The 23,569-nt window shown below is 47.4% G+C and carries 18 protein-coding genes; 3 read left to right on the forward strand and 15 right to left on the reverse strand.

What is annotated here, in order from left to right:
- Positions 1-29 precede the first annotated feature (29 nt).
- The 7 genes from LSG34_RS07730 to LSG34_RS07760 all read right to left on the reverse strand — a co-directional run bounded on the left by LSG34_RS07730 (position 30) and on the right by LSG34_RS07760 (position 7,535).
- A complete protein-coding gene (locus tag LSG34_RS07730; protein WP_233008250.1) occupies positions 30-1,514 on the reverse strand; it encodes an NAD-dependent succinate-semialdehyde dehydrogenase in 1,485 nt (494 codons plus the stop codon).
- 87 nt (positions 1,515-1,601) lie between these two features.
- A complete protein-coding gene (locus LSG34_RS07735) occupies positions 1,602-2,807 on the reverse strand; it encodes a DNA-processing protein DprA (protein ID WP_233008251.1) in 1,206 nt (401 codons plus the stop codon).
- Complete coding sequence (locus LSG34_RS07740) at positions 2,807-4,918, reverse strand: RecQ family ATP-dependent DNA helicase (protein ID WP_233008252.1); 2,112 nt, start codon at positions 4,916-4,918, stop codon at positions 2,807-2,809. Before LSG34_RS07740 ends, LSG34_RS07735 begins: the two co-directional genes overlap by 1 nt.
- Before the next feature lie 148 nt (positions 4,919-5,066).
- Complete coding sequence (locus tag LSG34_RS07745; RefSeq protein WP_233008253.1) at positions 5,067-6,314, reverse strand: RNA polymerase sigma factor; 1,248 nt, start codon at positions 6,312-6,314, stop codon at positions 5,067-5,069.
- 12 nt (positions 6,315-6,326) lie between these two features.
- Positions 6,327-6,734: a YciI family protein gene (locus LSG34_RS07750; RefSeq protein ID WP_233008254.1), complete on the reverse strand. Its 408-nt coding sequence runs from the start codon at positions 6,732-6,734 to the stop codon at positions 6,327-6,329.
- Between the two features lies 1 nt (position 6,735).
- Positions 6,736-7,080: a YciI family protein gene (locus LSG34_RS07755; protein WP_233008255.1), complete on the reverse strand. Its 345-nt coding sequence runs from the start codon at positions 7,078-7,080 to the stop codon at positions 6,736-6,738.
- A 26-nt stretch (positions 7,081-7,106) separates the two neighbouring features.
- The gene (locus LSG34_RS07760; protein WP_233008256.1) at positions 7,107-7,535 is read right to left on the reverse strand and encodes a YybH family protein; all 429 of its coding nucleotides are present in this window, start codon (positions 7,533-7,535) and stop codon (positions 7,107-7,109) included.
- Between the two features lie 179 nt (positions 7,536-7,714).
- Here LSG34_RS07760 and LSG34_RS07765 point away from each other — a divergent pair, with 179 nt between their 5' ends.
- On the forward strand, positions 7,715-8,725 hold the full coding sequence (locus tag LSG34_RS07765; protein WP_233008257.1) for a GGDEF domain-containing protein: 1,011 nt from the start codon (positions 7,715-7,717) through the stop codon (positions 8,723-8,725).
- On the opposite strand, the gene LSG34_RS07770 is transcribed toward LSG34_RS07765, so the two are convergent.
- From LSG34_RS07770 to LSG34_RS07800, 7 genes are all read right to left on the reverse strand, one after another.
- On the reverse strand, positions 8,722-9,735 hold the full coding sequence (locus LSG34_RS07770) for an alpha/beta hydrolase family protein (protein WP_233008258.1): 1,014 nt from the start codon (positions 9,733-9,735) through the stop codon (positions 8,722-8,724). The genes LSG34_RS07765 and LSG34_RS07770 overlap by 4 nt on opposite strands.
- A gap of 136 nt (positions 9,736-9,871) precedes the next feature.
- Positions 9,872-10,330 carry a hypothetical protein gene (locus LSG34_RS07775; RefSeq protein WP_233008259.1) on the reverse strand — a complete coding sequence of 153 codons (459 nt, stop codon included), beginning with the start codon at positions 10,328-10,330 and terminating at the stop codon, positions 9,872-9,874.
- Positions 10,330-11,481, reverse strand: coding sequence for a PepSY-associated TM helix domain-containing protein (locus LSG34_RS07780; RefSeq protein ID WP_233008260.1), 1,152 nt, complete (start codon positions 11,479-11,481; stop codon positions 10,330-10,332). Before LSG34_RS07780 ends, LSG34_RS07775 begins: the two co-directional genes overlap by 1 nt.
- A gap of 120 nt (positions 11,482-11,601) precedes the next feature.
- The gene (gene bla / locus LSG34_RS07785; RefSeq protein ID WP_233008261.1) at positions 11,602-12,519 is read right to left on the reverse strand and encodes a subclass B3 metallo-beta-lactamase; all 918 of its coding nucleotides are present in this window, start codon (positions 12,517-12,519) and stop codon (positions 11,602-11,604) included.
- Between the two features lie 225 nt (positions 12,520-12,744).
- The gene (locus LSG34_RS07790; protein ID WP_233008262.1) at positions 12,745-14,169 is read right to left on the reverse strand and encodes an efflux transporter outer membrane subunit; all 1,425 of its coding nucleotides are present in this window, start codon (positions 14,167-14,169) and stop codon (positions 12,745-12,747) included.
- Entirely contained in the window at positions 14,162-17,335 is a 3,174-nt protein-coding gene (locus tag LSG34_RS07795; RefSeq protein ID WP_233008263.1) for an efflux RND transporter permease subunit, read from the reverse strand. Before LSG34_RS07795 ends, LSG34_RS07790 begins: the two co-directional genes overlap by 8 nt.
- A 9-nt stretch (positions 17,336-17,344) precedes the next feature.
- Complete coding sequence (locus LSG34_RS07800; protein WP_233008264.1) at positions 17,345-18,604, reverse strand: efflux RND transporter periplasmic adaptor subunit; 1,260 nt, start codon at positions 18,602-18,604, stop codon at positions 17,345-17,347.
- 453 nt (positions 18,605-19,057) lie between these two features.
- Between LSG34_RS07800 and LSG34_RS07805 the strand changes: the two genes are divergently transcribed.
- Both LSG34_RS07805 and LSG34_RS07810 read left to right on the forward strand, forming a co-directional pair.
- Complete coding sequence (locus LSG34_RS07805) at positions 19,058-19,687, forward strand: TetR/AcrR family transcriptional regulator (RefSeq protein WP_233008265.1); 630 nt, start codon at positions 19,058-19,060, stop codon at positions 19,685-19,687.
- Positions 19,688-19,829: 142 nt separating this feature from the next.
- Positions 19,830-20,762, forward strand: a complete 933-nt coding sequence (locus LSG34_RS07810; protein WP_233008266.1) for a GGDEF domain-containing protein — start codon at positions 19,830-19,832, stop codon at positions 20,760-20,762.
- Between the two features lie 36 nt (positions 20,763-20,798).
- Here LSG34_RS07810 and LSG34_RS07815 read toward each other — a convergent pair whose 3' ends face one another.
- On the reverse strand, positions 20,799-23,396 hold the full coding sequence (locus LSG34_RS07815; RefSeq protein ID WP_233008267.1) for a TonB-dependent receptor: 2,598 nt from the start codon (positions 23,394-23,396) through the stop codon (positions 20,799-20,801).
- Positions 23,397-23,569: the final 173 nt, after the last annotated feature.

A 23,569-nucleotide genomic window follows, 5' to 3' on the forward strand; every position in this document is an offset into this window, starting at 1 on the left:
TGCTGGTATTGGGCTAGAGCTGTAACCCCTCAGCCCAATCCCCCCAAACACAAATACTTCAATTCAGTAAAATCATCCAAACCATAGCTGGAGCCTTCGCGGCCTAAACCTGATTCTTTGACACCGCCAAAAGGTGCGGCTGCGTTGGAAATTAAACCTTCATTGATGCCTATCATGCCGTAGTCCAATGCTTTAGCGACACGGAAAATCCGGCCTATATCGCGGCTGTAAAAATAGCTGGCAAGGCCTGTTGGTGTATTGTTGGAGAGCTCTATCGCTTCTTGTTCAGTATCAAACACACTGACACAAAGCACAGGGCCAAAAATTTCGGTTTGGCTTATTTGCATATCGGCTGTGACGTCTGTAACTATGGTCGGCTGGAAAAACAACGGCCCTAAGTCGGCATCAATAGCACCGCCTAACAGTAGTTCAGCACCTTGATCGAGCGCCTGATCCAATAGCCTTGATATTTTATCCACAGCGGTCTGGTTAATCAGCGGGCCTATCTGGCAACCAGCTTCTAAACCTGGCGCTAGTTTTAAAGGCGCTGTGGCTTTAATCAACTGAGCTAAAAAAGTATCGTAAACAGGACGCTGCACAAAAACTCTATTGACACAAACACAGGTTTGACCGGCATTACGAAATTTTGCCGCCAATAAACCCTGCACAGCAGCGGCTAAATCGGCATCATCAAACACAATAAAGGGCGCGTTGCCACCCAGTTCCATCGAGACTTTTTTTACGGTAGAAGCGCACTGCGCCAGTAAGGTTTTACCGACAGAGGTGGAACCGGTAAAACTAAATTTTGCCACACGGCTGTCTTTGGTCAGCACCTGCCCTATAGCTTTGGCATCTGTACCTGTGACGACATTAAACACACCTGCCGGAATACCGGCACGGCTGGCCAGTTCAGCCAAGGCTAAAGCAGATAAAGGTGTCAGCTCTGCAGGTTTGACTACAAAAGTACAACCTGCAGCCAAAGCCGCAGCGGCTTTACGTAAAATCATCGCATTCGGGAAATTCCACGGCGTAATAGCGGCCACTACTCCTATGGCTTGTTTCAGCACCAGAATTTGCTGGTTGGCCTTAGGTGCCGGAATAATGTCACCATTCATACGTTTGGCTTCTTCAGCAAACCAACTGACAAAAGAGGCGCCGTAGCTTATTTCGCCCGCTGCTTCGTCTAAGGGTTTGCCTTGCTCCAGAGTTAAAATACGTGCTAAGTCTTGCTGATGTTCCAGCATCAACTGACTCCAGCGCATAAGCTTGGCAGAACGTTCAGCCGCAGTAAGACCAGACCAGCCAGGAAAAGCAGCAGTAGCAGCTGTGACCGCTTGTTCTGCTTCTGTGGCTCCGGCTTCAGCCACTAAAGCCAGCAAACTGCCATCAGCAGGATTATGCGCAGCGAAATGACCATTGCGGCCACTCTGAAACTGGCCGGCAATATAACTGCTGTGATGCACCAAAGCGTTGTCTTTAAGTTGGGAGAAAACGCTATTTGTTTGGTTTGTCATGAGCTTAGCTCCGGAGTAGGTCTGGTTTTGCCAGTGTAGCCTGAAAGCTGGCCGTTGACATAGGTCCTCGCAGTCTTTGGGCTTAAGCTATCTGCTGTTTTTCATATACTGATAACGCACAGGGTTTTGCAGCTGGAGCAGCTGCTTGTCTTCAACTGCTCGTTTTAACCATTGGTTAAGTTGTGATTGATGCAATAAAGTTCGGGCGGACAGCTCTTCTGCAGTAACAGGATTTGCGGCCAGTTTTGATAACGAAATCACAAAAAATTTATAAAAATCAGTGACCGCAAGTTGTTCCGTTGTATCAGCAGGCGCAAATAATTGCTGCTGTTCTTCCGAAACTCTGTGTTCCATAGCTGCAGATGCTGGTGCAGAGAACAGCGCATCGGCATTTAAAGACTGGCTATCAGTAGTGTACCAATGGCCACCTTTGGCCACTAATAGTGAATTTGTAGATTCTGGGTCAGAGCTTGGTTTCACCCAAAGTGGCACCCACTGATGTTTCAGATTTTCTTCGGCGCCATTTAAGGTTCCGCCTTTTGGCCCTGAATGGATGACTAAAGCACTGTCGGCCAGACAATAGATATACTTATTCCGTGCCATTGCATTGCCGGCATTAAAGCCCGCTTCAGGATAAAAAGGTGAAACCAGAACCAGTTGACCATCCATCAGAGCCTGACGCCATTTTGCACTGGTTGCAGACTGAAGTAAGCTGTCCGCCATCACACCAACGACTTTACCACCTTGTTTAATGGCGCCAAGCATAGCTGCTTCATCCACACCACGTGCGCCACCAGATACCACAGTAATAGCTTCTGCAGCAACTTTGGCTGCAAGCTGTTGGGTAAATAGCAAGTCGGCTTCCACCGCATTACGTGACCCCACCACAGCTAAGCCACCGCTATGAAGTAACTCTTTGTTGCCACAGCCAAACAGCACGGGTGGGCAATCATTTTTTAGTTTGGTTTTGAGGCGTTTCGGGTATTCAGAGTCAGAGCGTGTTACCACCCATAAACCTGCTCTGTGCCATTTTTCCATCGCCAGCGCCAGGCTATGACCTCTGCCTAATAACTGCAAAATACGTTCGGTGGTGATGCGGTTGTCATTCCAGCTTGTTAACAAGGGCTGTGGGTTTGCTACCAATAAGTCGGCGGGCGATAGCATTTTGTCTTTCAGCCATAAGGCAAAACGTCCCCATTCACCATTGCTTAATGGTTTTACGCTTTCATTGCTGGCTTTGCCAAAGTAGCAAGTGAGCAACAAAATGGCCTGAGCTGCACTGGATAAATTCATTAATCATGTACCGAAGTCGAAGCTAAGGCTGCCGGGTAAACAGGTCCGCAGCCGTGTTGTCTGAGTAAGGCTGCGACCACTGTCAGTGTCCAGCCTGAGTCCACTATATCATCGATCAAAAGCACTGGGCCATCTGGTAGTGGTTGATGAACGGCAAAAGCGCCATCCAGATTACGGCATTGGTGAAAACTATTCTGTTGTCCTTTTTGTGGGTGATTGTTTTTCACTTTCTCCACCAGGTTGAAAAACGGCAGCTGTAATTGCTCTGCCAATCTGGAAGCAAAATCAGGCACTAAATGCGGATGCCGCAATGAGGGCACCGCGCAAATCCAGGTCGGAAAAGGATTTGGCTGCCAGCGCACCCTGATCATATCGGCCATGGCCTGAACCAGCTCATCACTAAAGTGGCCTGCATGTTTTCCTGTTGCAACCAGCTTTCCCCAGCCCGCATCGTTCCACCTGGATAAGATCCGACCTTCTTCTGCGGCGAGTTCACCCAATAAGCGTGGAAATTGATAAAGAGGGAAAGCCCTTATTGTGTCGGCCTTTGAAGGCGCAACCTGTTTCCGCGGTTTGAATACTATTTCTGCTTGTTTCAGGAAAACGCCCGCTTGGTGTGCAAGTTGGCTATCAAGTGCCATGTTGATCACCGGATTTCCAAGGCAAGAACTGCATTTGCCACAAGGCTCAGGATAGGGGTCATCTAAAGTTGTACGTAAGTAATTCATTTTGCAGCCGCGCTCGGCCAGATAACTTTGCACTTGTTGCCATTCATGTTCACGTTGCTCTGTTAAGTGTCGCATTCGGGTTTGATCCATCTGGTAAGCAACGGTAGTTCTGCGCCATAAGCTGCTTATTTTGATCACTGGAGCAGGGTTTTCCACGCTGAGTAACTTCAATACTTTCTCAATTTGGGATTGCCGCAAGTTGGTTTGCTCTTCAAGAGCACGAATAGTCAAACCATCGCTTGTTGCTAAGGCTTTTAAAATTTCATTGACCTGGGCTTCAGGGGGAAAAGCAGAGTGGCGGAAAAACTCGTGAATATCCTGATCTTCAACACCTGACATCAGCACACCTACGGCATTTGGTATGCCCCTGCCAGCACGGCCCACTTGTTGATAATAAGCCACTATAGATCCAGGAGCCTGATAGTGAATAACAAAACTCAAATCAGGTTTGTCGTACCCCATTCCCAAAGCGTTGGTGGCGACCAATACTTTTAATTGATTACGAAGCAGCTGTTCTTCCAGCTGTTGACGATACAAGTTACTGTTTTCAAAGCCTTCTGCTTCAATGCTGCCATGGTAGGCTTTGGCATCAATACCATTTTGCTTCAGCCACAATGCTACCTGCTCAGCGTCTCTGATGGTCAAAGTGTACACAATACCTGTGCCGGGCAAAGTAGGGATCACTTGTGCCAGCCAGGCCAGGCGCGATGCCTGATCAGGCATCCACATGCTTTGCAGCGCCAGACTTTCTCTGTTCAGTTGTCCACGCTGGATTTGAATATCACCGAGCTGAGACTGAATATCTGCCACTACTCTGTTATTGGCCGTAGCAGTAGTTCCAAGTACTGGCGTATGGGCGGGTAACTGGCGCAGGATATTAACGATACGACGGTAGTCAGGGCGAAAATCATGTCCCCAGTCGGAGATACAATGGGCTTCATCAATCACCATTAACGCAATGCGATCTGCGATAGGTGTTAATACGGTTTCAATAAAACTATCGTTGGCTAAACGCTCCGGAGAAATCAGTAAACAATCCACCTGATTAGCCAGTACCCGCGCTGTGACTACACGCCAGTCTTCCACGTTGGTTGAGTTCATGGTTTCTGCTACCAGCCCAAGCCGTTGTGCTGATTCAATCTGGTTTCGCATTAATGCCAGCAAAGGGGAGATAATAATAGTGGGCCCCATGTTGCGATCACGGAAAATTTTGGTGCTGATAAAATAGACAGAACTCTTGCCCCAACCCGTGCGCTGGACTACCAGTAACTTTTGGCCTTGATTAACCAGTGCATCAATAGCTTGCCATTGGCCTTGTCGAAACTGCGCGGCTGGGTTAGCTAACGCAGTTTTCAGTAAGAGCTCTGCCTGCTGTCTGTTCATGATCAATCCTTTGATGAAGTTGACGTTACTCCAGAGGTTACCCGGAGCAGCTCAAACAGGAAGTTGTTATCGAATGGTTAATAACTATAGCAAGCTATAGCTACTGAAGGCGAAAGTACTAATTAAATGCACTGATTAAATATCGGGGCTAACTAAGACTATCCAAACGCTTTTGCAAAAACCGCTGTTCCGCCTGTTGGCTGGTCTTACTTAATGCGTGCTGATAATAAAGCTTTGCCTGTTGGCTCTGGCCGAGTTTTTGGTGCAGATCTGCTAAAGCGGCGTCGAGCAGGTGATACTGTGCCAGTTCGCCACTTTGTTCCAGCGCCAGTAATAGCGGTAATGCAGCGGCCGGGCCTTGCGCCATACTGATGGCTACAGCGCGGTTTAACAGCACTACAGGCGAGGCTTCGAAGCGATACAGCACATCGTACAAAGCGACAATTTGTGGCCAGTCTGTACTTGCTGCATCCGGGCTTTCGGCATGAAGTGCGGCAATAGCGGCCTGTAAACCATAAGGGCCAATACGACGGCCAGTTAAAGAGCGTTCGACCAGCTGAATTCCTTGTTGGATCAGTGATTGATCCCATAAGCTTCTGTCCTGATCGGCCAGTAATATCAGATCACCTTGTGGATCGATGCGGGCAGAGCGTCGTGATTCCTGCAATAACAATAAAGCCAATAAGCCCATAGTTTCAGAATCGGATTGTAGCTCCAGCAATAAAAAACCAAGCCGTATAGCCTGAGCTGACAGTTCTGCGCACAACAACTGATCGCCTGAACTTTGGCTATAACCTTCGTTAAACAGCAGATAAATCACTTTAAGCACCGTATCCAGCCGCTCTGGTAATTGCTCTGGAGTGGGGATTTCGTAAGGAATAGCGGCGTCACGGATTTTATTTTTTGCCCGCACTATACGTTGGGCTATGGTGACAGGACTGGTTAAAAAAGCTTTGGCAATTTGCTCTGTCGTCAGGCCACAAATTTCGCGTAAGGTGAGCGCAATTTGGGCTTCGGTGGACAAAGCCGGGTGACAGCAGGTAAAAATTAGCCGAAGCTCATCGTCTTGCCAGTTTTGGCTGTTTGGCTCATCGGCCTGAAAAGCTTCGCCTTCTTCCTCTTGCTCAAGCAGCCATTGCTGCTGATATTTACGTTGGGTTTGCTGCTGACGAATTTTATCTATGGCTTTAAATCGCCCTGTTGAAACTAACCAGGCCCTGGGTTGTTTCGGTAGCCCATCAGCAGGCCATTGTTGTAATGCGCAAGCAAAGGCCTCCTGCAGAGCTTCTTCGGCCAGTTCAAAATCACCCAACAGCCGGATCAGGGTGGCCAGCACCCTGCGGCTTTCTTGTTGGTACAGCGCCGAAATGGTTTCGGTTGTGACAACCTGGTTCAAAAGTTCAGGAACTCAAGAGCTTTGCATGCTGGCAAAATCAGCAGCAATGTGCTGAATATCTTCAGGAAAATCTTCCATATCCTGAACTTGCCGCACTTCAATTACTTCGTTATCACCAGCCGGACATAAACTGGCCCAGTGAATAGCTTCGGCTCTGGAATTGACTTTGATCATCCAAAAACCACCTAGCACTTCTTTGGTTTCAGTAAAAGGACCGTCTGTGACCAATGGCTTACCGGCTTTAAAGCTGACACGAGCTCCCATAGAAGGTGGATGCAAGCCTTCACAGCTCATCAAAATACCTGCTTCCTGCAGTTTTCTGTTGTAGTCCATCATGGCTTCTACTGCTGCAGCTTCCGGCATCGCACCTGGTGCTGCGCTTTCATAACCTTTAGGGATCATCAGTAACATAAAGCGCATGTTAAACCTCCAGTTGTCTTATAGGACGTACTTCAACAGAACCCACCCGAGCAGCCGGAATACCAGCAGCCAGCTGTATCGCTTCGTTTAAATCTTTGGCTTCCACCAGATAAAAACCAGCCAGTTGTTCTTTGGTTTCGGCAAAAGGGCCATCGGTTAACAAAGTTTTGCCAGCGCGAACGCGAACAGTAGTGGCAGTGTCTATGGGTTGCAGTGCTTCGGCAGCAAGCATACGGCCACTATTTTGCACCGAAGCCGCGTAAGCAAAACATTCTTCGTCTTTTGGACTTTCTGGCAGCGAATGCAGCAGTTTTTCATCGCTGTAGACTAAGCATAAATATTTCATGGCAGCTTTCCTTTTTACGGCCCTTGTTAAGCTTCTGGTGTCAGTTCAAATAATACGGCTCCAGATACCATATCAAAAGGTACAGAAAAATGGTCATGAATAATACGCCATTGGCCTTGTTGTTTTTGCCAGCCTTGAGTCAGCCGCATCCAGCAGCCCTGAGTTTCGCCTTTTTCATTGCTGCCCTCGCAGTACACTAAAGCGTGGCTAAAAGCGATCGGGTCGTTTTGCTGGATCTTTAAATCGCGCAGTTCAAACTTTGAATGGCCACCAGGGCAGAATTCCATGCATTTTTGCCAGTGGGCTTTGTAGGCCGATTTACCGGTAAACTGTAATTGAGCAACTGCGTCATAAGCAATCAGTTCATCGGCGTAAAACGCCATGATCTGTTCCATGTTCTGGCTGGCAATTGCTGTTGCCCATTGTGCTGCTAACTGTTGAATGGATTGAGTCATGTTAAGTTCTCCTTAGGTTGATTCCTTTATTAGTCGTTAGCGGTCTGGTTGTTTCGACAGCCTTCGAAAAATAATTTGTATTTATTTGCTCTGACAGGCTCAAAGCTACGTAAAAACCAACATTCAGCAGGAAACAGTGCTACAAGGGATGTCTAATCCTGCAGCAGGCCAGAGTAGTTATGCCACAACGTCAAACTTATACCAGTGTAGCTCTTGAACAGGCTGCCCGGCCTTTGTTGCAATTAGTGCAGCATCTGACAGGGTTGGATACCACATTTTTAACCCGCATTGACTGGAAAGCACTGACTCAACAAGTGGTGTTAGTAGAAGGGCAACAGGCGATACCAGTGCAGGAAGGTGCTGAGGTGAGCTGGTCAGATTCGATGTGCCGTTTATTGTTTGATGCTCAATTGGAGCAGTCTGATGCTGTGCCTGCGTTATTTCCTGATTCAGGTGGGGCTGCTTTAGGCATGCAAAGCTTTTTTGCTTTGCCTGTTTTATCCGAAGGTAAAACCATTGGTACTTTGTGTGGCACCAGCACAGAAGCTGTAGTGATTTCGGAACACACCTTCATCAGTTTAAAACTGATTGCCGATGCCCTTGCATACCAGATGGCTTTGGACCAACAGATGCAGCTGCAACACAAGAAGGCCAAAGTAGCGGAAAAAACTATAGATAAGCTGTATCAACAAGCGCAGCAAATGGAAAACTTAGCCCATACCGATGAATTGACTGGTCTGGATAACCGCAGAGCTTTTCAGACTAAATTTGAGCAGTACCAGCTTCAGTCGGAAACTCAGGGCACGGCTTTAGCTTTGATGATGATTGATATTGACGAGTTTAAACAGCTGAATGACCAACATGGCCATGAAACAGGTGATTTGGCGTTACAACAATTGGGGTCTGTGTTGGCGGCTGTGGCAAGGCAAAGCGATATAGCTTGTCGTTTAGGCGGTGATGAGTTTGTGTTGGCAGCAACAGACACCACGGCTGAAGGTTTATTGCATCTGGCAGAGCGGGTCCAGCAGCAGTTTAAACAGCAGATGCAGCAATCAGGTCTAGTCAGCAGTTTAAGTATAGGTATCGCCAGTACAGTGGACAGCCCTTTGGATCAGCTGTTACAACGAGCCGATCAGGCGTTGTATAAAGCCAAAGAGCTGGGGCGGAACAGAGTTGAATTGGCTGATTAAGGGGCTGCGACTGGCTTTTCACCATTGTATTTGTGCTGACGAAACCAGTGCAACATCGCCTGACGTTCCTGCTCTTTGTAGTCGGTTAATAAATGATCGGCGTCCTGAAATTCAATCAGTTTTACCGGACGTTGTAGCTCTGTCAGTTTAGCTGCCAGTCGTTTTGAATTGTCCGGGTTTACTCTTTGGTCTTTGCCACCATAGATTAATAGGATCGGTAAGCTGGATGGCAATTCTTCCGCCCAATACAACACAGAACGTTGTTGCAGTTCCTGTTGTTTGTTTTGGTCGTAATTGGGGATCAGGCTACGGAAAATAATCTCCATCTCCGGAAGACGTGGTAGCTCTGTAATTAAGTCTGTTGGTGCACCTGTAATGGCCATAGCGCGAATATCATCACGTTGGCGCGCAGTCAGGTAACTCATCATGCCACCTCTGCTGATGCCATATAAAAAGATATTATCAGCGTCTGCTGCCGGCAGCTTTTTCGCCAGCTCAATCAACTGGTGAATGTCATTAATATCATTGCCGCCAAACTGGTCTTTGCCATAGGTCTTTTGGTCCTGTGGTACTGAGCCGCGGTATTGACTGGCCAGCACAATAAAACCTTGTTGGGCTAAAGGGCTTAATTGGCGTAATACCGAAACAAAATCCAGCCTGCCTAAAGCCGAATTTCCACCTCTGTTATAAATAATCACAGGCCATTTTTTTGCTTGAGTGGTTTTAGGCTGTAAACCCCAGGCTTGCACCAGAAAATTGTCAGACTGGTATTCCAGCTGAGCACAATCCAGCTGTTGTTGGGTTGTTTTGAACTGTTGTTCAGGTAATAACCAGGGGGCGAGCCAGTGATCCAGTTTGTACCAGGGCGTTTGTTGGCGAATATCATCGACCAGTTGCTGATAATCAGGATAAAGTTCAAGGCAAGATTGTTGTTTAGCAAAACCGGGCCAGCTGTGGGCCAGGGCGTGGCCTTGATAAGAAAACAGCAGCACCAACCAAAACAGTCTCATAGCCAACCCCGTGAATATTCGCTGTCTGAGTGTAACGCTTTGGCGGGTTAATTTGTGCTTGGGATTGTAACAAAAGTTAATTCGGGTCAGCGCAAAATTGAGCTTTTGGGCTTAATTTTACTCTGACCCTCTAATGTTAAGATTGTGGCCAATCCCATGAACCTACATGCAGTTGACCTTGCCAGTCTTCAATCAATAACCAGACTTTATCTCCGGCTTTAGGTTGTGCCGTTGCTTTGGCGTGTACATGCTGGGCAAAAGAGCTGCCGTGCAGGATACTCAAGTCGGCTTCTGCGAATTCTTCAATGGCGGGTTGTTCTGCCGCTATCGCCATATAAGCCTGACGGATATTAGCGACACAACCTTCACAGAATTGCAGGCTGAAATCTTTGACCCAATCACCATGATGCTGATAAGGCGCATCCAGCGTCAATGGAGTAGGTGTCACTTCAAAAGCGCCAATTTTCTGTGTTGGCCATGAAGGTGGAAACACAGGATTCATAGCTTCATACAAAAACCAGAATGGCAAAATCAGCACTAAAGCATTGAGCTTAAATTTATTACGTTGCCACCAGCTATCTGAGCGTTGTGCCATTAAGAATTCACCTCTGAAGTTGTGTAACTGGTTGCAGGTTCTGCACGGGCCGCTTTGATGGTACGACTGCCCCAAATCATAAAACCTGTGATCGACATGCCTGATAACAGCAAGCCAAACAGGAACCAGATTATTTTGGTCCAGATGCCACCTAAAGTGCCGTAATGCAGTGGATCAGCTATGTGGCTCAGCACTTCAAGGCCACCCATTTGATCTGGTGTGTGTACATCTGTCACTGTACCTGTCCATGGATTGACTAATACTGAATAAGAGTACTGATCAAAGAATATGGAATCTCCTGAACCTGAAATCCGGTATAAATCGCGGTTGTGTTCTGGCATCATAATGTAAGCAGGTTGCAGCTCCGGCAAGGTCTGTTTGGCAATAACTAACGCGTCTTCCAGTGAGTAAGGTGGCGTGTGTTTTTGACCTGCTGCCGGCACTTCAGCGGCCGTCAGAATTTTAGGTTCGTGATAAAAATCAATGTCGTTGTGCCATAAAATAGCCTGCACCAGATACCACAATCCTGTCAGACTCATCACCACTAAAAACCAGATGGACCAGACCCCGGCTAAACGGTGTAAATCGGTCAGCAGTGTTTTACGGCCTTGGTTCAATCGCACTTTAGGTTGAGTAAAAGACTTCCAGAAATTCTTATAAATCACTAAGCCTGTGATTAAAGACACCAACATCAGTATGGCCATACCGCTAACCAGATAGTAACCCACGCTATAGCTACTCTCCCACGGGAATAATAACCAGCCGTGCAACGAACGCATAAAGGTAATGAAGTTCAGGCCGTAGTTCAGCTCTTGCACTGCGCCTGTGTACTGATTGACATAAGCTATGCCAAAAGGTGCTTTAGCTGTGGAAAATACAATGGCGTTGACCAGATAAGGTTCCATCACCAGTACTGTGCCAATTTCAGCATCAGGCACTTCAGCTTTAACCGCTGCAATCAATTCAGTGGCGGGTTTAACCGGCAGACTTTGTGGGTTTTCCGCTCTGGCATTGGGGTTGGTCAGCCAGGTCAGTTCATGACTAAAAACAGCAATGGTGCCCGTTAAACACACAGCGCAAAAAATTAACCAGACAGGTAAACCTACCCAGCCATGTAATAAAAACCAGAAGCGTTGTTTTAGTTTAAACACCGGATACTCAGCCTTATTCAGCAAGCTATTAAAATTGGCCTAATAATAATGCGGATAAGAATAGTTATCAATAGAAGAATGGTTAGAGTGCCCCTGTCAAAGCGGGCACTAAAGCGGATATTAGTGAGGTGAAGTTTCCTCTGCCAGACGTTTATCCAGCTTCAGACTGGCATTGGTCGCGTAGTCTCGACAGCCATTTGGGTTGACTAAAGGCTGGCTTGGATTTGCGTCTAGTCGCTGCCACATCGCGCTTGCGCCAGGATGAGGCGTCAACAAAATATCACAAGGTAACTGGCTGATTTGCTGCAGTGCAGTGCGAAATGAGGCCAGATAACCCGGATGGCTGCTGTCGTCACTATAGCGGTATTGGTCGTCTGAAATAGCGGTCAGGCTGTCAATATAGGCCATGTTAAGGCATTTTGTTTCATTACAGGAAACCCAGCTCCAACTGGTGCTGCCCGGAGTATGGCCTGGTGTAGCAATAGACTGTATCTCCAGTGAGCCAGCCGTCACTTTTTGGTTGTCCTGAATGGTGGTCACTTTGCTGACAACTACCATGGCCGGCGATTCTAAATATTGTGGGTCGCTCCGGCTGGCTTTACCGCTGCGCATCACTGTATCTGCAGGGGCTCGGGCATAAAGAGGCGCCCCTGTCACTTGTTGCAGATAAGCCATTCCACCACTGTGATCATGATGCTCATGCGACATTAATAACAAACGCACATCCTGTAATTTAAAGCCCAGTGCTTCGATGTTGGCCGCAACCAGTGGCGCAGCTTTTTCAGTGCCACTGTCAATCAGTATATGGCCTTGTGGCGAGGTGATTAAAACAGCGCTGATGCCACAGGTACCAACATACCAACTATTACCAAAAATCTGTCGTGGAGTGGCAGGATCATCCCAGCCGGGATTGTCTGCGCAGCGGATTGGATCTGTGGGTTGCGGCACAGTTGCTGTAGCGACAGGGGCCGTGAGGTTTTGCGTAGAACACGCAGACAATGCAGCAAGAAGTACTAGTGCCGCCGAATGTTGTTTCATCTAGAGCTCCATAGTGACGCAGGCCCGACAATCTGCATGCGTGTGATTCCACTGAGCTTATACCAAAGGTTGCCTGAGTTACATTGCTTTTTGTCGAGACGGAAACCCAGGGTGAGTTCTAACTGAAGTGGTCGGAAGTGAAAAAAGGGCGTCCGTTGGGAATGGGACTAAGCGGACGCCCAAAGGTGAATCGTTGAGTCAGAGCCAATACTCTGACTCCTTGTCTTACTCTTTCACTAATGCCAATTGTTGAGTGCCTTGATCCAGTTCTATACCACCCGAAAATGCACGGTAGATAGAGACTAAGCGCTGGAAGCTTTGAGCAGAAAGCACAGCCTGTTGATCCCGGGCTGCTAACCACTCACGTTCAGCGTCCAGCAAGTCCAGAAACTCAGTGGTGCCAGCTTCGTATTGAGCTCGTGTCAGTTGCACTGCCTGTTCAGTGGCTGCGACTTGTTGCTGAGCGCTTAACTGCTGCTCACGGCTGGTTCTGTAACCTTGCAGTGAGGTTTGCATTTGCGCCAAGGCATCAAACACCGTTTGCTGGAAGCGGGCAAAGGCCATTTGTTGCTCAGCTTCAGCGCCGCGAATACGGGCCTGAATAGAGCTCAGCTCTGTGGCTTGCCAACGTAAACTAGGCGCTATACTCCAGGCTTCGTTTTGCGAACCCAGGCTCAGACCAGGGCTTGAAATAAAACCTAAAAACCCGCTTACAGACACTTCTGGGTATAACTCAGCTGTGGCCACACCTATATCTGCAGTGCTGGCTGCCAGTTCACGCTCAGCTACAGCTACATCAGTTCTGAACTTTAAGTAGTTGTGCTGATTAGCAAAAGACAAAGGTTTGTTCAGTTCAGGCAAAGCTTCGCTTTTCGTTGCTACCACAAATTGCTCTGCTGGTTGCGCGACTAAAGCCGCTATAGTGGCGTTGGCCTGAGCTTTGGCAAAAGCAAACTGCGGCAGAGTACTTTGCAGCTGATAAATCTGTGCGTCGATACGGCTGATCTCCAGATCCGATGCGAAACCTGCATCACGGCGCGCCAGAATAATCTGTTTGGTGCGACGTAAATTGCCAAGGTTTTGCTCAGCCACAGTGAGACGTAGTTCAGCACCGCGGTAGTCGCCATAACTGGCGGCTACCTGGGCTAACAATTGCACTTTAGCTTCTTGCCATGCCAGTTCAGCACCTTGTGCTCTGGCATCAGCGGCTTCTGCGGCGCGGCGCAGCTTGCCAAACAAATCCAAATCCCAGCTCAAAGCACCACCCAGACTCGCCTGACGTTGAATTTGTCCTGCGTTTTGTGCAGCGCTGTCTGGCACCTGGTTGTTTTGCTGACTGGCGGTGACGTCCATTCTCGGCAGGCCATCATTGTCGCTGTCTTCAAAGGCGGCATAAGCACGCTTTACGTTGGCTTCTGCCGCAGCTAAGGTCTGGTTATTCAGCAAAGCCTTTTCTATCAGTTGGTTTAATACCGGGTCATTAAACTGTTGCCACCAGTTTTGAGCTTTATCCGCTGCTCTGTATTCAACGGGCAGCTGCACCTGATTGGCAGCTACCGGCGCTGCATAGCTTGGTCCTACCGAAGCACAACCAAACAACAGTGATGCTAATGCCATACTGATAGCAGTTAAACGAAGAGTTTTACGCATGATGAGTTTCCTCAGTTTCAGTTACAGGGGCCTGTGCCAGTTGGCGATCACGGCGTTTGGCCAGAGCGTAATAAAACAGTGGTGTTAAAATCAGACCGAAGATAGTGACGCCAATCATGCCTGCGAATACAGCTACACCCATGGCCTGACGCATTTCTGCACCTGCACCGGTCGAGAACACCATTGGCACCACACCCATAATAAAGGCGATGGAGGTCATTAAAATTGGACGCAGACGTAAGCGGGCTGCTTCCAGAATGGCATCCATAGTTTTCATGCCGTGGTCCTGCAATTCTTTGGCAAATTCGACTATTAAGATGGCGTTTTTCGTTGCAAGCCCCACCAGTACGATTAAACCTATCTGAGTGAAGATGTTGTTATCACCACCATAGATCCAGACGCCTGTCATGGCCGACAATAAGGTCATAGGCACAATCAGGATGATAGCCAGCGGTAAAGTTAAGCTTTCGTACTGAGCAGCCAACACCATAAACACCAGCAGTATCACCAGCGGGAATATGAACAACTCTGCGTTACCAGCCAGGATTTGCTGATAAGTCAGCTCTGTCCACTCATAGGTCATACCCACAGGTAAAGTTTCAGCCAGAATTTTTTCAATAGCAGCCTGAGCTTCACCTGTACTGTAACCAGGGGCCGGGCCACCGTTAATTTCTGCTGTGGTATAACCGTTGTAGTGCATGACGCGGTCAGGACCAGCTGAATGTTTCACGTTGATGAAGGAACCCAATGGGATCATTTCACCTGCATTGTTGCGAACTTTCAGCTGACGGATTTGCTCAGGGTCCTGACGGAATTGTTCGTCAGCCTGCACATTCACCTGATAAGTCCGGCCAAACTGGTTGAAGTCGTTGACATAAGCAGAGCCCATATAGACCTGTAACGTCTGGAAGATTTCATCCAGGTTCACACCTTGTTGTTTGGCTTTGGTACGGTCGACATCCAGGTCAAGCTGCGGTACGTTCACCTGATAACTTGAGAACACACCAGCCAGTTCAGGCGTCGCCCAGGCTTTTTGCATCACTTGCATAGACACAGCGGCCAGTTCTTCATAACCCAGATTGGCTCTGTCTTGAATTTGCAGACGGAAACCACCTATGGTGCCTAAACCTTGTACTGGCGGCGGCGGGAATATGGCGATAAAAGCGTCCTGAATACCGGCAAACTTCTGGTTTAAAGCAGCAGCTATGGCATTACCTGATAACTCTGGTGAACCCCGTTCACTAAAATCATCCAGACCAACAAACACAATGCCTGCGCTTGGGCTGTTGGTAAAACCGTTGATCGACAAGCCAGGGAAGGAGATAGAGTTCGCTACACCCGGATGTTCTGCAGCAATACGGGACATTTCTTTAATCACAGCTTCGGTTCTGTCTAAAGAAGATGCGTCCGGTAACTGAGCAAAAGCCACTAAGTATTGTTTATCCTGGCCAGGCACATAACCTGTAGGGGTTTGCTGGAACTGCACTGCAGTTAAGCCGACTAAACCAATGTACAGAATACCGATAATGCCGCCAAACCGAATCACTTTACGTACCATCAGGCCATAACCTTTGGACGCTTTGTTAAACAGACGGTTAAATGGATCAAATAACCAGCTGCCAAAGGCTTTATTCAACACTCGGGTTAAGCCGTCTGGTTTAGCCCCATGAGGTTTTAACAACAAAGCCGATAAAGCAGGGCTTAAAGTTAATGAGTTCAGCGCTGAGATAAAGGTAGAAATAGTGATAGTTAAAGCGAACTGTTTATAAAACTGGCCTGTTAAACCTGACATAAAGGCGGTAGGAATAAATACAGCGGCCAGTACTAAGGTGGTTGCAACAATAGGGCCTGTCACTTCTTTCATGGCTTTTTGCGTGGCGGCCATTGGAGATAAGCCATCAGCAATATTACGCTCCACGTTTTCGACCACCACTATGGCGTCATCGACCACTATACCTATGGCCAATACCAGACCAAATAAGGATAAAGCGTTTAATGAAAAGCCCAGCAGGTGCATAAAGGCAAAGGTACCAACCAAAGAGACTGGCACAGCCACTAAAGGAATAATAGAAGCACGCCAGGTTTGCAGGAATAACACCACGACCAGCACAACCAGCAATATAGCTTCCAGTAAGGTTTTGACTACAGCTTCAATAGAACCCCGTACGAATACAGTAGGGTCGTAGACGATGTCGTAGGTTAAACCTTCAGGGAAACCTTTCGACAGTTCTGCCATAGTGGCGCGCACGTCGTCAGAAATCTGAATAGCGTTTGAACCTGAAGCCTGGAAAATTGGAATAGCGACGGCGTCTTTATTGTTCAGTAATGAACGCAAAGCATAAGACTGAGCACCTAATTCCACCCGGCCAATATCACGGATACGGGTGACTTCGCCGTCTTCACCGACTTTAACAATAATGTCAGCAAATTCCTGCTCTGTAGTTAAACGGCCTTTGACGTTGATCAGAATTTGGAAGTCGCTGTCACCCGCAGGTTGAGCACCTAAAGAACCGGCTGCTGCCTGTTGGTTTTGTTCGCGGATAGATGCCAAAATTTGGGCAGGCGATAAACCTACAGCAGAGACTTTATTCGGATCCAGCCATATACGTAAGCTGTATTCGCTGGCACCAAATAAACGCACAGCACCTACACCTTCAATACGGGCCAATTCGTCTTTGACGTTCAGCGCCGCATAGTTAGACAAATACAACATATCGTATCTGTCGTCCGGTGAAGTTAAATGCACCACCATGGTTAAGTCCGGTGATGATTTCTCAGTTACCACACCTAAACGTTGTACTTCCTGTGGCAGACGTGGTTTGGCTCTGTCGACCCGGCTTTGCACCTGAGTTTGAGCACGGTCAACATCAGTACCAATGGCAAAAGTGATGGTTAAGGTCATACGGCCATCAGACGTAGCCTGTGAAGACATATACAACATGTCCTCAACGCCGTTAATTTCTTGCTCTAAAGGTGAAGCGACAGTGTCAGCTATGACTTTAGGGTTAGCTCCCGGATAGTTAGCTGTCACTACGACTGTAGGTGGCACCACTTCAGGGTATTCTGTGATAGGGAGTTGCCAGACAGCTATGGCGCCGCCGATAAAAATCAGCAGCGACAGCACGGCGGCAAAAATAGGTCTTTTGATAAAAAATTGCGATAACATATCCGTTCCTTAACCCTGATTAGCCGTTGCTTGCACAGAAGCAGCCTGTTCTGCAGCAGCGGTAAGTTCTTGCTTGCTGTCTGCCTCTAACTGCTGTTGTTCTGCTTTTAAACTTGTTAATTGCTGGCTGGTTGCCATCTCTACCAGTTTAGGCTGGATTGTCATGGATGGACGAACACGTTGCAGGCCGTTCACCACAATACGATCCGAAGCATTTAAACCTTTGCTGATGATGCGCAGGCCGTTAACCTTCTCACCTAAAGTGACAGGGCGGTATTCCAATTGGTTTTCGTTATTCACCACCAGTACAAACTTGTTGTTTAAGTCAGTACCTATGGCTTTGTCGTCGATCAGAATGCCTTGATACGCATTGCTGCCAACCAGTTTTAAGCGGGCGAATAAACCAGGGATCAATTTGTTATCAACGTTTTCAAAGGTAGCGCGGGCACGGATAGTACCGGTCTGGGCATTGATGCTGTTGTCGATAAAATCGATGCTGCCAACATACCCAAATTCGCTGTCACCAGCCAAAGCCATATAGACCGTATTATGGGCTGTACGCTGTTCAGCTCTGTTGCCTGCTGTCGCCAGCTGCACATACTTCAGATAAGTTTGCTCATCAGCGTCAAAGTATGCATACATTTTGCTGGTGCTGACTAAGGTGGTCAGTTGGCTGCTGCCAGCCTGAACAAAGTTACCTGCAGTGATTTGAGCGTAAGAAACACGGCCTGAAATAGGCGCTTTGACCTGAGTAAAAGACAAGTCCAGTTCAGCACGTTGTAATGCTGCTTTCACAGAAGCCACAGTAGCGGCTGATTGCAGCTTACGGGTTTGACGGGTGTCTAATACCTCTTCAGAGATAGCACGTTGTTTTTTCAGCGCTGCGGCACGACGGTAATCGTTATCCGCCAGTTTTTGTGCGGTTTCAGCATTGGTTAACTCAGCTCTTAAGCGCGCGACTTCAGCGGCAAAAGGGCGGGCGTCAATCTGGAACAATAAGTCGCCTTGTTTGACTAAAGCGCCTTCAGTGAAAAACACCTGCTCGATATAACCTGATACACGTGGTACCAAAGTGACAGTTTCTGGTGCTTGTAAGCGACCGGTAAACTCATCCCATTCAGTGATTTTTTCATGTACTACTGTAGCCACATTGATTTCCGGTGCTGCCATAGCGCCCGGAGCTGCAGCTTCCGGAGTGCCACAAGCGGATAACACTAAGGCGGCGATGCTTCCCAATACAAAGGTACGAATAGTGCTGTTGCTGCTCATGACATTTTCCTCTTTCAGTAAATTTAAATTCAACTTTTGTTGTACAAACTGTTTTCATCTGTTAGTTTTGTACCGCTCGGTAAATATATAGAAGTTCAACCAAGAGTCAATCATTATTTTGTACCGACTGGTAAATAACTATAGAGTCTTTTGAACTAGCGAGAAAACTTTGGTTATAAAGCCGAAGTTTCTGGGTTAGCAGCAGCTACTGCAGGAAGGTCTGTTAACGGGATACAGCATAAAATGCGCTGTGTTTTTACTGAATATCTAAAAACCGCTTTGCATTGCCTAAAACTATTTCTGGGTTACAGAGTCAAAAGCAGGGCTAGCAACTGGTCTGTCAAGATAAGTTGCTATTATATACAATAATGTACCAGTTGGTAAATATTCCTTTCTGGACATGTGCTGCCAAGCAGTTTAAGCTAGTGCATCGTTTTTAATCCGGAGTCTGAAATGTCAGCATCAGCGGTTACACCAGCGCCAACAGTGGGACGCCCGCGCGCTTTTGACATGGAAAAAGCCTTACAAAAAGCATTGGAAGTCTTCTGGCGTAAAGGTTACGAAGGGGCATCCTTGCCTGATTTATGTGAGGCTATGGGCATCAACAAACCTAGTTTGTATGCCGCTTTTGGTAATAAAGAACAGTTGTTTTTAAAAGCTATTGAGCTGTATGAAAACCGTCCTTGTGCGTTTTTCTATCCTGCATTAGAGCTGGCTACTTCGTATGAAGTGGTCAAACATATGCTCTGTGGTGCAGCCACGACCACTGCTGATCCGGATAACCCGCCTGGTTGTGTCATAGTACAGGGTGCTCTCGCCTGCAGCGAATCGGCGGCTTTTGTGAAAGAAGCATTGATTATTAAACGCAGAGCCGGAGAAACGGCGTTATGCGAGCGTCTGCAACGAGCCAAAGACGAAGGCGACTTACCAGCAGATTCTGATCCTGCCGCTTTAGCCCGCTATATAGGTGCTGTGTTACAGGGTATGGCGATACAGGCCACCAGTGGTGCAAATTGCGCAGAGTTAAAGCAAGTTGCTGAAACCGTGCTGAGTGCATGGCCCGGAAAGCGGCCTGAGCTTTGAGTGATAATTTTTGCTTAAAAGGGACAAATGATTGTCCCTTTTTTTATTTAAACCTCTGATCAAGCTTAAGTTTACAATCTTCTCTGGCACTCTTAATTCCCTCTGCTAGTGTTTAACCATAGCGGTTGCGGCAGAGGTTGTTATGCCATTCTCTCAGCTGATGTTTCAGCAAAAACTACTTGAATTTATTGAAGTCTGTAACGATGGTTATGCCATTTTAAGTGCAGATGACAAGATGCTTGGTTGCAATCAGGCCTTTTGCGATATTTTTTATCAAGACCAGCGAACTATTCAGGATATCTCCTTCGACGATTTAATGCGTTTGTCTTATCGTGAGGGCAAAGGCGTGCGTTTTGAAGCGGACAATATTGAAGACTGGCTGGCGCAAGCTCAGCAAAAAAGGCGTCAGAATCCGTTCCGGTTATTTGAAGTGGATTTAACGGACGGCCGCTGGTTTTTAATGTCCGAACAAATTCTTCCATCCGGTGAAATGCTGATCCAGGCCAAAGAAATTACCAAGCAGAAGGTGCTGGAGCATCAGCTGCACAGCAAAGTTGAAAGCTTAAGTGAGTTAGCGCTGACAGACGAGTTGACCAAAGTCGCTAATCGCCGTTGTTTTGTGGATTCTGTCGAAGCTGAACTGGCCCGCTGTCAACGTACGGATAAACCTGCTGCTTTATTGCTGCTGGATTTAGACTTCTTTAAATCAGTGAATGACACCTACGGTCATCAGGCGGGTGATGAAGTGCTCAAAGCCACTGCCAACAGAATCAAAAAAGCACTGCGTGAATACGATATTTTTGGCCGTATTGGCGGTGAGGAATTTGCAGTGTTTTTATCCGAAACCGATCCGGCTACAGCGTTACATGTTGCTGAACGGATACGAGTTATTCTGGCTGATTATCCAATTAAGGCGGGTATTGCCGAGTTATGCGTGACTACCTCTATCGGCATTGCTTTAACTCATGGCGAAAGTAACTTCGAAGAGTTGTATTTACAAGCAGACTCGGCGCTTTATATGGCAAAACGTAATGGCCGCAACAGGGCTGAGTTGTTCGCTTTGCTCAGTGAATAAAAAAAGGGCCCGAAGGCCCTTTGTTACAATCGGCGGTTAGAACTTGTAGTTCACTTTACCGTAGACATACTGACCACGAGGGTTGTACATGCTGGTGACATAACCATATAAATCACCATCGCCATCGCCTATGGCAAATGGTGGATCTTCATCAAACAGGTTGTTGATACCAATAGTGATTTTAGTTTTCTCGTTCAGGTTGTAATAACCCTGAACATCCACCAGTACCTGAGCTTTAACCTTACGGGATTCGTTTTCTTCAAAGTCTAAAGCACCATCAAAGTCGATGTCTGGTGTATCTTCAAACTCTCCTACGTAGGTCAGTACTGTTGCTGCACCCCAGTCGTTTAAGGTCCAGTCTGCAGTACCTGTCCAGCGGTTTTGCGGGTAGCGGTATTCACCTGTGTAATCCTGACCATCTTTTTCGAAGTTGTTCAGATAGGTGTATTCCAGGTTAAATTTCAGTTTACCCATACCTTCCAAATCCATTTTGTAATGGCTGGATAAGTCGATACCATCAGCTTCCTGAGAGCTGACGTTAAAGAAGGTGTTGTTGATCCTGTCCAGTTCACCCAAAGTTTGACCTGGCAGAGGTGCACGGCGCACACAGATGGTACTGTTTTGGTTACCACATTCTGCAGCGTACACATCCCCAAATGGCACTTCGTCAATTTTATTGTCCTGAGTAATGCTCCAGACATCGACGCTGAAATCCAAATCGTCCGTCACTTGCCAGATTGCTCCGACGTTCCAGCTTTCAGACTCTTCCGCTTCTAAGTTCGGGTTACCTGCAAAGACGATGGTGTAGTCGGTAGAGGCACAAGCCGGATTTGTTGCATCAGGAGTAGGGCAACGGAATGTGTCGATAAAAAATTGAGATTCCTGTGAAGGGCCTAAGCCAACCTGTGCCAATGAAGGAGCACGGAAGCCCTGACTCCAGGAAGCCCGTAGTGACCACTCATCAGTTGGTGTAAAGTGGAAGGCAACTTTAGGGTTGGCTGTACCACCAAAATCACTGTAATGGTCATAACGTTCTGCCAATTGCATTTCCAGATTCTCTAACAGAGGTACTGAAATTTCAATATAGGCGGCTTTTTGTGAACGACTGGCTGCAGCTGATACAGACTCAGTACCAAAAATAAGACCACGTTGGAACTGATCATCCGGAGTATCTGTAGCGTCTTCCTTACGGTATTCAATACCGGCAGCTAACGACACTGCACCATGACTGACGTCAAACAGTTCACCACTGATACGGGCGTCTGCTGAGGTCATATGTGATTTACCACGACGTACTAAACTGGTGGTAATAGCATCAATCACAGACTGTGGGTTTTGCACGCCACCAAATGGGTTGTATCGGCCTGCATTGATTTCTTGTTGCAGGAAATCAGTGCGTACCCAACCTTGTGATTTATCGCCGGTTTGAGACGAAGCACTACGACCTTTTTGTACTGCAGTTTCCCAGTCCCAGTTATTAATGTTACCGCGTAATCCTGCCAACACACGTAAAGTATCAGAGGTGATATCCCAACGTCTGTTGCCTGCATCTACTGTGCGGTAACGGCTGATTTCAACATCCTGACCAAATGGGTTGTTTGGATGAGAGCCTGGCACAGTTAAACCAGCACCTTCATCTAAAGGTGTCGCAGCACCACCAGCATTAGAGGTGTTGTGTTGCGCTGCAATTTCGGCAAACAGCTCTACAGAGTCATTTACATCGCGGTTCATGCTAAGGATTGCACCTATACGCTCAGCTTCAGGAACAGCAATAGAGGACGGACCGTAGTCGTACAAACAGGTGGCTCCGGCTGTCTGATCCGCAGGACAACCCGGGTCAATAGTGACCACACCATCCACAACAAAACGACCTGGATAGCCACGTGATGACCGGAAATCCTGGCCGCCATAAGGGGTTTGATCCGAAGTACCAAAACGACCTAATTCATAGTTGTCGATTTGAGAGTTGTTAAAATAATCCAGGATTAAAGTGGCATTACTTTTATCGTCACCCGTGCCCCAGACTGTTGAGAAAGTTTTTTCGTCATAATTCGGACCCGTCGCGCCACCAAAACCTGCAGTGACGTCTGTGCCGGTGAAATCTTTACGCAGAATGATGTTCACAACACCTGCGACTGCATCAGAACCATAAATGGCTGAAGCGCCGTCTTTTAAGATATCAATACGCTCAATAGCAGCCATTGGAATGCTGTTGATATCGACAAAGCTGTTTACTATACCTTCGGCAAACGGGCTGCTGGCGACACGGCGACCATTAATCAGTACCAGTGTTGCATCAGCGCCAAAACCTCTTAAGCTGACCGCTGCTGCACCATTGGCAGTAGAATCCTGGCTATTACCGCGTGTTGAGAATGTACCTGAACCAGCAGCTGGCAAACGCTCCAGTAACTGTTGCAGGTTATCAAAACCTGATTTGTCGATGTCGTCGCGGCTAATAATAGTGACAGGTGAAGGGCCTTCAAGATCTGTTCTTTTAATATGGGAACCGGTGATTGCAATTCGTTCAACTTCTTTACCATCATCAGCTTGTTGAGCAAAACTTTGTCCGCTCAACAGCACCGCACTGACGGCTATAGCGCAGCGGCTTAATTGTATTATTTTGTTATTATTCATGTTTTCTTGCTTCCTAGCTGGATTTTTGTTGTTGCATTCTTTATAAGTATTAGTAGTACCCGTTAAAACAGGTGGCTTAGATATAGTACAAATATAGACCTTTTGTAAATGGGTTTTTCGTACAAAACTAGTATAAAATACAGATGTTTGTGGCAAACTTCTTTGAACGTGAA

The organism is Rheinheimera faecalis (assembly GCF_021290965.1).
GTDB classification, from domain to species: domain Bacteria; phylum Pseudomonadota; class Gammaproteobacteria; order Enterobacterales; family Alteromonadaceae; genus Pararheinheimera; species Pararheinheimera faecalis.